This is a genomic window from Paenibacillus sp. FSL E2-8871 (assembly GCF_038000345.1).
Classification (GTDB): Bacteria; Bacillota; Bacilli; order Paenibacillales; family Paenibacillaceae; genus Paenibacillus_AQ.
Genome location: NZ_JBBOBV010000001.1, coordinates 6235326 through 6247723, shown reverse-complemented (window position 1 = coordinate 6247723; position 12398 = coordinate 6235326). Strand labels below are relative to the sequence as shown.

The following is a 12398-nucleotide window of genomic DNA, read 5'->3' as shown; positions in this document are numbered from 1 at the left end:
TAAATATCCTGAAAAAGTGGTTAAAATCTTGAATCGGGAGGGTTGAAGAAGAGATATGTCGTCATCGGCGAGCTTAAGCACAAGCAAACCATAAGCCTATGCCTATCTGAAACGCAAGGATAAGGATACTGACGGACGTAAGATCAAAGCCATTTATGAGCACCGTAACAGCACCGTAGGATACCGCCTTATACAGGATGAGTTGTACCTTCAATATCGTCTTGTTGTGAATCACAAAAAGGTTTTGCGACTCATGCGGGACCTCGGTATTAAAGCGACTATACGCCGTAAATATGTTCACAGAACAAGCTGTGAGGCGGCAGTCTCGGATGGAAGGATCGCTGAAAATCTGTTGAAACGAGACTCGTGTTCCACAAATCGTAGTTGTAGTTTGTATCTTGAAAATCTAAACCTATGTATAATTTTACATGATATCAATCTTTTTCTATTTGAATAATTTTCCTAAAAAATATAAAAAAACCTCCAATCCCGTATTTGCGGCTTCGGAAGTTATTCATTGACGACTGCGTTTCGCAGTTACTCTAAGTACAGAATCCCAAAATCACAGCTTCTATGAAAATCTGGTTTGTTCGAATGAACTTTGCTCCATGTTCCAAAATGCGGATAGGTCGTATCGTCGCCGCACTTGTAAAAGTTACCTCTTATCCTTTTTCCCGGTACTGCCCGAAAATCCGAAAAATAAGATTGTACCCAAGCCCATGAGATCGAAAAGCTTAATTCCCAATACACTTCTCCTTTATCATTGATTTGATCCGTGGTGCATAGGACGTGGAAAAGTGCCGGATTGATAGTGATTGGGAAGCGATCATACCGATCCGCTCCTATCTGCAAGAGAATTGCGCCATTCGCATTAAATTCGAAATTCATATAGCGCTGGTCCGAATCCGGAGTAGGCTGAAAAAAGAACTCGATGCAGCTATCCTTATACACGGGATCATTCATGTTTCTATATGTTCGTATTGGATTCTTTTCGTAAACCTTAAACTGAAGCTTCAGATCCTCCTGACTGTAATTTAATCTTGCTGTAACGACCGGGTTATACCCTTTAAGCCATTGATACTGCTTGATGATCTGGACTTCTTCTGTATCTGAACCATCCGTCTGATTTGTCAGGCGGGAAATTACTAAGGTTTCCAATTTTCTTTCCATGGTTCGTTCCCTTCTGTTCGGAATCCCACTGGGGCTAACACAATACGCAGTCTCGATCCCCTCGCCCAATTGAACCTCATGGAATATAATACCGATCTTATAATATCTGTGATCGTTGATGATCCAGCGGTTGGTATCCGACGGCACCGTCCACATCCCTCGGATCGACCGGCTGATGTCGGATGCCGGCCTTCACATGGATGTGGACGATATAGTCCTTCAGCAGGTGTATACCATACACCGGGTCATCCCCTGTTACCATCACCATGTTGGTCCACACTTATTTCGCGCAAGGTAACGTAATTCCTTCATGGATCGCCCGATCGGCCAGGAGAGCGATATCCATCGCCTTGCATGCATCCTCCATTGTCGGTATAGCGGGCAAGTTGTTCTCCAGCATGGACAGGAAATAGTCCAGTTGGGCACCCGTAGGCTTCACGGAGAAGTCCATATTGATCATCCGGACCGTTCCTTTCCGGTAGTCTTCGACCTCGACCAGATTTCCCAGATGCTGATCCTCTCGCGGTCGATCATTCTTGTAGATGATGCGGATCCGGCCTGCCGGTCCGATGAATTCCTTCCGGTTATCAGTCGGAAGCCCCTTACCCCACCCCGTCTCAAAGTAGCCGATGGAGCCGTCCGACAAACGGAGGGTCATGAGACCGTAATTGTAAGTGTACGGCGGGACTTCTTCATAGAGACGCTGCCCTATCCCGTTGACGCTTACCACTTCCGCCCCTGTAGCCCAACGCATCACATCGATATAATGGACGCCGCAATCCACGATCGGCGAGACGTCCCGGAGCAGGGACAATTGGGAAGCCCAATTTTTGGAGGGCTTCAATTGGGATAACCGGATGACCAAGGGGAAGCCGATAGCGCCCTCCCGGATCATCTTCATAACCGCCTGGTACGTGGTGTTATGGCGAAGGATGTGACCGATCAGGACCTTGGTTTTGGCTCCACGGGCAAGCTTCATGAATTCCTGCGTTTCCCGTGCATTACCCGCCATCGGCTTCTCGCATAGGATATGCTTCCCTGCAGCGAGACAATCTTTTGCGATCTCCAGATGGGAGGACGGGTACGTGGCGATAATGACCAGATCCACATCGTCACGCTCGATCAAGACCCGGTAATCCGTGCTCCAACACTCAGCTCCGTATTGGCTTGCCACTAAGGAGGCCCTGTCCCGGTTCCAATCCGCCACGCCGATCAACCGGACCCGCTCCTGTCGTGATATCGCGTCCAAGTGGAGAGAGCCCATATAACCGCAGCCTATCACGACCGCCCCGTACCTTTTCATGATGCATCCATCCTATCCTTCTCACTCGCGGAGGTTATTTTATGTTAATCCAAGCTCCTTGTTGGGAGAAACCGAAGTCTCCCTACTGCGTCTAATCTTCTTGGGCATTGATGACTTACCATTCTTCATGCATATCCTTCTCTTACATTTGTATTATACCGGATTACTACAGAATAACTTTTATCTAGTTATGATGCCTTGTTACCTTTATTATATAAGAATGATGGATAGTTTTATTTAGCTAAGAAAGTTACTTTTTGCACTATTCCGTTATTCCGTCTAATACTATGTATGGGAACTGTCCCGCTATGCCCCCTGTCCAACCATTACGCGCAGTTCCAGACGGTCGCGCCTCGCTTGTACCCGGGAAGGAGGCTGTACAATTTTTCGAGCTGCTCTATGTATGCCATTGCGTTGGAGGAGCGAACCTACACGGTGTTCCCCAGGCAGCTTATCGTTCTGCTTTCCGGCGTCTACCACCGGAAGGCAAAGGAGGCTGATCCGACCACCAAACTGATCGGGATCACGGTGAATTGTAGTAGGTAGAAGCGCAGAACTTAAAATCTTGCGGTACGTGAGTACCGTACGGGTTCGCCCCCCCCGCCCTCAGCAGTTACAAACTTAATTATCTGAATATGCTTTTTTTATTTTCAATTAGCTCAACTACTTAAATTAACAAAAAAGCAACTCCCTTGTTGGCAAGTCGCTTTTAAAACACTCTATAGTGAATCTTTAGTTATTATTTAAGATCCTAGCGCTTAGCCTTATAAAACTCATGATACAGCTTCATGAGTGCCCGCTTCTCTATCCGCGAAATTCCCAGCTCCTTCGCAATCTCCCTCTGTGTCCTCTCTTCCCCGCCTGTATCCAATCCAAACCGACCAACGACAACTTCTTTTTCCCTGTCATCCAATATATCGAGGTTTCGATATATCTTGCTCTTCTCGATCTTCAAATCCACTTCTTTAATAACATCATCCGCTTCCGAACCGAGGATATCAATGAGTGTAATTTCATTACCTTCTTTGTCAGTCCCAATAGGGTCGTGCAGAGATACATCTTTACGAGTTTTCTTCAAGGATCTTAGGTGCATCAGAATTTCGTTTTCGATACATCGTGCAGCAAAAGTGGCCAGCTTTGTGCCTTTGTTCGGGCGATAGCTCTCAATAGCTTTGATCAAGCCAATGGTGCCGATGGAGATCAGATCCTCCATGTCTTCTCCAGTATTATCGAATTTTTTGAGGTTATGGACACGATACGATGTAAAAAACATACCAAATACGATCGTTCCCAATTTTCCAGGAACACAAACATCGGTGCAATTGTCTCATTCATACGTTAAGTTCCTATTCGTTTTTTCTCAATTTCATCTGTGCTATATTCTTGGACAATTTGTCCTTCAGCTTAGCAATATCCTGCGTAAGATTCATCATTTATATAAACACTTCTTTTTATCTTATAGCTTAGTAAAGAACAGCAAAGTGCAATTTGTGTTCACTCAAGTCTGGATGCATTATTTAATATATATTTCCATAATTAACTTGTTAAATGACCAGCACAGTGTTATTTATGTTCGGTGAAAATAAAGTATTAGACTGCCGCTGTTGTCGTTCAACTAACGTTCCCCGTTAGTTGAATATATTCAATGAATTATTCATCCTTTTTTGTGAGGAAAAAGGACTTTCTAACAAAAAACGTATAAATCAATACAATTACTGACCAACTGACATTCCCTATGAATGGTTGTTGATTATGCGATGATAATAGATTATAACTTATTAAACCGAATCCAAATGAGTAAATAATCATTAACCAAAATCCCCATTTTTTTAAACCCATATAACCATAGATGAGGATAAGGGAAGCAACAGCCAATATAACCCTAAATATTTGTTCTGGAAAGTTTGGTAAACCAAACCTATAGGCTATGCCAAATCCATCTGCATCTGCATTAAAGAATATTGCTGTGAAAATTAATACTAATGCACCAATTATGTAAAAACAACTAATTAAAGTCACTCCTAAAGGTCTTTTCACTTTTTTACCTCCTCTATTCAGATTTCATTTAAGCCCTTGTTCCGCAATCCTGCCCGTTAGTTGAATAAAGGTAGCCGATCGTGTTTGAGCTAACGTTCCTCGTTAGCTTCACAATCCATCCACGTGTTCCTCAGCCGCCGAATGAATATCTCAGGTTCATTTGGGTCAAACACCTCAATCCCGTCGTCTTTTATAAGCTGTCTTTTAATCAAATCGTCAATGAGCAGATCGGTTACATCGTGATAATCGTCCAATACATTTTCCTCTTCAATAAAACTAATTTGATCGCCTATATTACTCAAAAGGTACCAGGTCGTCATAGCTGCTGTTACGGGATTTCCGGTTAATTCCTTTGCTTTACTTGCTGGGAGATGGGCAAAGCTTATTATTTCTCCTTTGCTTTTATTGACTAAAATATATCCTTGTCCCATTTAAAATATCTCCTCATTTTCTTAGTTCACTGAACTAACGTGTCCCGTTAGCTTAACCAAACGACGAACCTTAATCATCGCTTGTTTCTATACAAGAGTCCCAAACAAATAAACTGCAAACACAGTAATACTAAGAACCAACATAACTCCTCCCACCCTATAACAGAAAGTAGTTCCAAAATTATTTGGATATTTTTTCGAAATTATCACTGCTGGTAACCAAAATACGATAGCAGCCATAAATGGAATGTGATACCCCTCGGTTTCATTCGTATATATATTCCAATTGAATAACTTAAAAAGATAATGGCTCAACATGAAGTCGTTTTGAAATTTAAAATTAAATAAAAAACCTAAAATAAGAACAACTATTGCAAATGACCCAGTACCAAATGATCTTTTTATTGTCACTTCATTTCGCTCCCCTGCAAATTGTTGCCCCTTGGCTACAATTCTCATAGAGTTGGTTTTCCAATTATATCCTATACGTAGGAACAGTAAATTTGTTGCGTTATCCTGCCCGTTCGTATTATAAGGTCAACCAGTTCTTTCTGGTTGATCCTATTTTCATTTCCATAGAGGATTATGGTAGCCTGGCCGAACGTACCTGCCCGTGGGACTTGATCCCGAGCGCTATAATGTTCACCCCTACTTGTCATGACCATGATTGAGGCTGGTTGGGACGCAAGATCCCGTATAACAAGCGATGCTATGGAGCGACAAGAAGAAACCGTAGGGGCTGCCGGTAAATCTACAAAAACAGGGAGAGATTACATGAATCCAGTCATCGGTCTAGATATTTCTAAGGAAGAAAGCCATGGACAAGCCTTTTTAGAGCGCGGGAAACCATACAGAGGGACCTTTCATTTCGAGCATACTCGAGAAGGGTTGGCAAAGCTGCTTCAAGTTATTCGAGACGTCGAGCATGCATCCAGTCAAAGTCCTTTAATTATTCTAGAAGCAACCGGGCATTACCAAAGTCCCGTTGTTCAGTTCCTGGAGGAGCATCACTATCTATACATTGTCATTAATCCGCTCATCTCAAATCGACTTAGGAAGTCCAACCTTCGTAAAGTGAAGACGGACGCTGCAGATGCTTACCTATTGGGAGAACTGTACTACAAAGAAGAGTTTGAACCTTTTAAGAAAAGAGGTGTGCAACTGCTCAATCTGCGCTATCTAACAAGGCAATACGAGTCTCTATCTAAGATGTGTGTGCAAACAAAGTTGCAATTCCAAGCTGTTCTGGATCAAGTGTTTCCTGCTTACAAAGGTGTCTTCGGTGCTATGTATTCAGGCATTTCTTTACGATTTCTAAGTGAATTCCCGACTTCCTATTCGGTTTTGCAAACGGACGAAGAAACGCTTAATGCCAAATTGAAAGAACTACTTTCGACGAGACGAGGTCGCTCAGAGGACTGGATTAACGAACGGGTAATGCGGCTGTTGGAGGCAGCAAAACAAAACCCCTTCAAACAAACCATGTACGCCAGCCACTTAATCAATTTAAAAGTTCTCATAAGCCTCATTCTTCAGTACCAGGAGCATCTTGCTGAGTTGGAACAGAACATAAATGCCCTGGCTGAAGATATCGAAGAGTATGATTTAATCCAGTCGATTCCCGGTATTGGCCATAAAATTGCTGCAACAATTTTATCCGAAATTGGTGAAATCGACCGATTTGATCATCCAAAACAACTGGTCGCCTTTGCAGGCATCGATCCGAGTGTGTTCGCTTCAGGTAAGTTTACGGCAACCCGAAATCGAATCACCAAACGTGGTTCCAGACAGCTTCGTTATGCGCTGGTTTTGGCTGTCCAGTGTGGACTTATCCGTTCTCGCAATATGCGAATCAAAGAGTTTTACGATCGTAAGAGAGCCGAAGGAAAGCCGCATAAAGTGGCTCTGGTCGCATGTGCAAATAAGCTAGTTCATTGGCTACATGCTATCTTGAAAAGTAAGAAGGCATTCCGTTCGGCTTAACTTATCTAATTGGTTTAACCTTCCAAATCGTTGCTTGAACTGGAGGGTTATTTGGCATGTTTATTTTAACTATATCACATGATATGGCTTCACTTTACTGGTAATGTTGACAAGCTATTAGCTGGTATAGCTGAACAAAGGCAGCCGATCCACTGATCGATTGCCTTTGTGTCGTTATTGAGCTATCGTGTCCCGTTAGCGTGATGATGACCTAGCCTGAGAATACTTTATCAAACACATCTTGAAGGAATATCGCTTAAACGGTCTAAATGCACCTAAAAAACAGTCTAGACAAGAGAATAAACTGTTTTTTGATGAAGAGGCATCGGCGCATGCTCATTATGTTCGCAGGAAATTGTTATCCCAACACTAACTCAAAACGAGCAAAAATATCTTCTTCATACCACATCGTGAAATTAGTTCCCCATGTTGTGTTCAATAGTGTAAACGTAAATTTATTGTTGTCTTGATGGTATTTGTTGTTATAACTTAGATTGTTATTTGTTCCGATTCCCAAAAGAGGGGCATCAATAGGTTTAATATTGATTTTTTTATCGCTGCCATCGTAAATTAACTATTCAATCATGTGTTGCAACTTATTTCCGTGACCTACCACTTCAAAAGGTGAAATAACGGTATCAATTTTACGAATCTTAGTTAAGTACGGCGAATTCAAACGTGGTGTAATGTCAAAAGAATAAATTTCCGGATAACGAATTGCATCTTTATCCTTTAATAATAGTGCAATTTCAACTTTATCTCCAAATTGATATTTAACCTTTACAACTCTTGGAGCACCATACTCCTCCACAGCTCTTTGGCTATACTTTAAAGTTGCAATAATCGAATCATTTTCCATAACTAATTTCACAACATGTGGTGTGAAATTTTCATTCAATTGAATTCGTTTTTGAATTTCCATTCCTGGCTTTAAGAAGTCAATTGCCCACCAATTATGTTGTAATTCACGCAAATAGTTGTAACGTAGGTTATCATAGTCATTTTGCCCAGCAATTGTATAGTTCAGAACCCCGAGTTTGTTGTCCTGATCAAAGTAAAGTGTTCCATCCTTTTCTAAGTGGTTAATTGAACCATCGCTAGCAAACATAACTTGATACCCGTTTACCGAAATCAATTCTTCCAAACCACATTCAATACCTTGGTTTTCAAAGATATGATATGGAACTTCGATAAGTTTTTTAATGTTATTTTGATCTTTAGGCTCCAAACAAGCTATTGCACGATCAACGTTCTTGCGTTGTTCTTTCCATGAAGACTCATAAAATTTGTACGAACGATCAGTCCACTCATTATAAGTGAATTGCATTTCGCCAACAGTTGCATCTTTAACAATTCCATAAGCGTAGGTTAAATCAAGATCCGTAATTTGGTCTAAACTACGCGCTCGTTGGAAGTCTTTCTTTTCATAATTCATATAGTCACTGAAATAGCGTTTGATATCCATTCCCCAAGTATGCTCTGGAACTAACATCGCATAGAAATTAGCATCATCATTTTCTATTTTGTTATCAAACATGTAATTAGTTAAAATCCGATAATCACGAATGATTTTCGGATCAGACATCATTCCATGAATCCATGTGTCCCCAATCTCCTCTGTAATAACTGGCAGTTGGTCACGTACTTCCCAAATTTCATTTGCAAACTGATCCATTGAAGTCAATTCAAGCTCATAGTCTGGATACTCATTCGCCATTTTTGACAAAAAGACGTTAATTTTCTCTTTTGTTCCTGGACCACTATTATCATGAGTATGCATAAACGCCAGCTTGTTATCTATGCAATCAATTCCGATTACGCCACCATAGTCGTCTGAATAAGAGACAATTATCTCACTTTCGCCATTCTTCCATAGAAATGTATCTGGAACTTCTGGAATTGAGCTCGAGCCATTTACACCAATGTGTAGGAATTTAATTCCTTGACGATATAACTCATCAACAATCCCGATAGTATGTCCTGGGACGTCAGTCATCTTTGCGCTTGTTGTTTTGTATCCATAACGAGCATCTAACTTCTTTGAGATTGAAGTCATGTAATGTAAAGTTTGAGGTGTCATAGTTTCAGATTCAAACGTACACGGGATTGCGTGCCAGCGAATGTAACCTTTCTTTATGGCGTCGTCTAGCTTTTTACAAGCTTCTTCATCCATGTTTTTGAAGTAATATTCAATAATAAAGCTACCTGTTGTCCAAACAAAGTCTTTGCCCTCTTTTCTTAAGTCTTCAGCTAAAGTGATTGCGTTTTGAATGTAATCATGGCAATACTTGTGCAAGACATTTTCTGCTAAATCGGTAAAACCAATGTCAAAATGAGTTTTGTTTACCACATAGATTTTTTTCATTTCTATAATCACGCCTTTCTTAGTCATAATACGTCGTGAAATAATTGCTTTCAGGCTTTTACTCCACTTTTGTTTCTACAAGGTTCGGCCATTCCAATTCGGACTCAGAATCATGATCTCTCATAAAAAACCTCTTAATAATCCCAGGCTGTCGAGACTTTCTCGACAGCCTGAGGACATCATTGAATGATGTCCTCTTCGACGTGGGTTATGAGCTATCAAATATGTGGATTAAAATCAAATGCGACCCAAACGTATGCAACCCTGCAATAATACCAAGGGTAAGCTTATGTTTCTTCTCGAAATGCTCTTTCTTTAATAATTCGAACAGCGTTTTCTTTAGCTTTATTCGAAAATTCAGCTATGTTCTAACATAGGCCTTGATTGTCCCCATTTCTTTTCCTACGCTATTACCATGGGGGCGTATCGAATAGCTGCCAACCATTGCAGGAATGATAAATGTTTCAGCATAATGAACTATAAATGGCTTAAAGGCATTTGTAGGGCTTTCGACTATAGCTTCCTCCCCCTCTATTAGATTGAGAACATTGACACCGCCATCAGTGTTATGGATGACTGGTCCTGAGAACCAATGTCTTCTAGTTTCAATAAACTGCCTGTCGTGTAAGCCTGTCTTTTCTTCGATCCATCCATCGCCTTCACCCATTTGTTCTAGACAATTGATTATATTTTCACTGACCCACTTCTCGTCTCTTTCCCATTGAATAGAATTGATTCCGTGTTCAAGATGGACAGGTCTTGGTATCCCATCCATCCCCAACCGTCCCCAGTCCCATAATTTAAACGTGAAGTAATTGGGTGTTGCACTTATTTCTAATACCAAGGAATCTTTACCCTGCGAATGAATAGTACCTGCTGGTATTAAAAAATGGTCATGCTTTTTAGCTGGAAATTGATTAATATACTTTTGGTCGTCAAATTTACTGCCTTCATCATATGATTGTTTTAAATCTTGAATCATTTCATTGGAATTTATATCATCCTTGACACCCAAATATACGATAGCATCTTCTTTTGCATCAACGATGTAATAGCTTTCATCTTGCGTATAATGCACCCCAAACGTTTGTTGCGCATAATCAACCAATGGATGAACCTGTAAACTAAGATTTCCGCCCCCAAAAGTATCTAAAAAGTTAAATCGAATCGGGAACTCCGCGCCAAAACGTCCATATACCTTTTCACCCAAAAGATCAACTGGATGTCTAAAAACAGCATTAATAGCTGGGACTTCAATTTTTACATCCCCGTATCTTAAAAAAAGACTATTTTCTTCTGGTACACCATTAAAGCTCCAAGCATAGTTTTCAACTGACGGATCAAGACCAAGCTTTTCTTTCATCCATTGCCCTCCCCATACTCCAGGGGCAAAGTAAGGAATCACTCTAAAAGGCTGGCTGACTGTTTGCTTTAATCCAGCTAAGTAGGTTGCCCCCTCTACCAGCTTTGGTTCATTGCTGCAGTTCGTATCTAATAGATAATCTATTTTTTCAAACAACTTCCTTTTATGTCTGTCCGCAACTGGCCATTCAAAGAAATAGCCTCTTTTAATCTTTCTAACCGCATCCTCATTATGGTTGTCTGCTCTCCAATTTGAAATTTCATTATTACTATATCTTTTTTGGATTTCCCACCTTGCCAAATCAGCATATATGAGAATATCAGGATCACATACAAGAGTAGCACCAGAACCATAAATAATGATTAAACCGCTATCAATGTTACTAATAGCACTTCTAGCCTCTTCCAAACGTTCATCATCTAAAAAATCCCCAAAATTATGAAGCGATATCTTCCCAAATACTCTATCCGTTGTTAGATGAAATTTAATCATATCCGTTACTTTATCGCTAGAATAATATAAATCATCTGCAAAAATTGTATAGGCAGGTTCCATTACTGAAACAAGATTAGCTTTTAGTTCTTCCATTCTTACGCCAGGATAACAATCGACGGTAACGATAGTCTTTTGCTTTCCTAGTTTTTTTATTGCCCGATTAAGCTCATTCTTAATGTTTCCGTAATCTTGCCAAGCATGATCATTTGAATTGGATACTAGTATCTCTGGGTACATATTAAAATTAGCCATTATTTTATTCCTTCCTTCTAATAGATTGCTTTAATAGATTTGCTACACCTTTAAATGTACTCAGTGAGGTTTCTTCAGAACATTCAATGTTTACCGTTTTGTTCTCAAGCGTTTCATAAACCCCATTCATAAACAAATCTTTACTTTTTGTAATTTGACCGCCAAGAATGATCGCATCTGGTTTAAAACTTTTTATATATGGATTTAAAGCTTTTCCTATATATTCTCCAAACATTCGGAATGCCATCTTTGCCCTCTGGTCTTCATTTTTGCCCATAGCGGCTAATGTTTCCACTTCGTTGTCTGATGTACTAAGGCCTAATTCATTCGCCAGTTTTAAGATACCTCTTTTAGAAATATAGTCATCGACTATGGATTGCTTAAATGGTTGATTATAGATCCATCCATTTTCCGGTATATCTTGTCTGTCTTTTACCAATTTTCCATTTTCCATAAATGCCGATCCTGCCCCCGTACCAATCGTTAAAAAGATGGATTTGTTGTAACCTCCAGCCTTGCCGGATACATGTTCTCCTAAAGCAAACAGGCTAGCATCATTATCAAAAACAATCTGAAACTCATTACTTGTCTTTGAATGAAAAGAACTTTCTTGTTTAAGACGATTTATTAATAGATCACGAAGGTTCACTTCGTATATCTCTTCAAATTTATCGATACCTTTGATGTAACTTATCCCGCTTTCATAATCAAATGGACCTGGAAATGCATAGCCAACTCCAGTTATTTCGAAGTCTTTATCCAAAATTCCATTTGTTTGCTGCTTAATGATGAACACCAAATGTTCAATGATACCTTCTTTAGTCTCTTTTGATTTCGAGGGGAAGATGGCATACGAGTTAGGAACTATTTCCCCATCGTCGTTTAAAACAGCTGATTTTATAAACAATCCTCCGACATCAAATGCGATCGAATATTTATTCATTACAACTCTTCACATCCCTTTTTGGCAAAATACCCTTTTTATATTGGATCATTCAA

Annotated in this window: 11 protein-coding genes; 2 read left to right on the top strand and 9 right to left on the bottom strand. The window is 40.3% G+C overall.

The window, feature by feature from the left end; genetic code table 11:
* The first annotated feature begins 106 nt into the window (after positions 1-106).
* Complete coding sequence (locus NYE25_RS31355) at positions 107-457, top strand: IS3 family transposase (protein ID WP_445667187.1); 351 nt, start codon at positions 107-109, stop codon at positions 455-457.
* A gap of 80 nt (positions 458-537) precedes the next feature.
* Here NYE25_RS31355 and NYE25_RS28085 read toward each other — a convergent pair whose 3' ends face one another.
* The 6 genes from NYE25_RS28085 to NYE25_RS28055 form a co-directional block, all read right to left on the bottom strand.
* Entirely contained in the window at positions 538-1170 is a 633-nt protein-coding gene (locus tag NYE25_RS28085; RefSeq protein ID WP_341049550.1) for a carbohydrate-binding family 9-like protein, read from the bottom strand.
* Positions 1171-1450: 280 nt separating this feature from the next.
* A complete protein-coding gene (locus tag NYE25_RS28075; protein ID WP_341147797.1) occupies positions 1451-2434 on the bottom strand; it encodes a Gfo/Idh/MocA family protein in 984 nt (327 codons plus the stop codon).
* 790 nt (positions 2435-3224) lie between these two features.
* A complete protein-coding gene (gene sigK, locus NYE25_RS28070; protein WP_076284431.1) occupies positions 3225-3746 on the bottom strand; it encodes an RNA polymerase sporulation sigma factor SigK in 522 nt (173 codons plus the stop codon).
* A 377-nt stretch (positions 3747-4123) separates the two neighbouring features.
* Positions 4124-4510: a hypothetical protein gene (locus tag NYE25_RS28065; RefSeq protein WP_076284374.1), complete on the bottom strand. Its 387-nt coding sequence runs from the start codon at positions 4508-4510 to the stop codon at positions 4124-4126.
* 89 nt (positions 4511-4599) lie between these two features.
* A complete protein-coding gene (locus NYE25_RS28060) occupies positions 4600-4941 on the bottom strand; it encodes a hypothetical protein (RefSeq protein WP_076284375.1) in 342 nt (113 codons plus the stop codon).
* Positions 4942-5028: 87 nt separating this feature from the next.
* On the bottom strand, positions 5029-5400 hold the full coding sequence (locus NYE25_RS28055) for a hypothetical protein (RefSeq protein ID WP_076300643.1): 372 nt from the start codon (positions 5398-5400) through the stop codon (positions 5029-5031).
* Positions 5401-5715: 315 nt separating this feature from the next.
* Between NYE25_RS28055 and NYE25_RS28050 the strand changes: the two genes are divergently transcribed.
* Entirely contained in the window at positions 5716-6924 is a 1209-nt protein-coding gene (locus tag NYE25_RS28050; protein ID WP_341145660.1) for an IS110 family transposase, read from the top strand.
* A 574-nt stretch (positions 6925-7498) separates the two neighbouring features.
* Here the strand turns inward: NYE25_RS28050 and NYE25_RS28045 are convergent.
* The 3 genes from NYE25_RS28045 to NYE25_RS28035 all read right to left on the bottom strand — a co-directional run bounded on the left by NYE25_RS28045 (position 7499) and on the right by NYE25_RS28035 (position 12342).
* Complete coding sequence (locus NYE25_RS28045) at positions 7499-9289, bottom strand: DUF5054 domain-containing protein (RefSeq protein ID WP_341147397.1); 1791 nt, start codon at positions 9287-9289, stop codon at positions 7499-7501.
* A 361-nt stretch (positions 9290-9650) separates the two neighbouring features.
* Positions 9651-11399 (bottom strand): class I mannose-6-phosphate isomerase, encoded by a 1749-nt coding sequence (locus NYE25_RS28040; RefSeq protein ID WP_341147396.1) that lies wholly within the window; start codon positions 11397-11399, stop codon positions 9651-9653.
* A gap of 4 nt (positions 11400-11403) precedes the next feature.
* On the bottom strand, positions 11404-12342 hold the full coding sequence (locus NYE25_RS28035) for an ROK family protein (RefSeq protein WP_149647812.1): 939 nt from the start codon (positions 12340-12342) through the stop codon (positions 11404-11406).
* Positions 12343-12398: the final 56 nt, after the last annotated feature.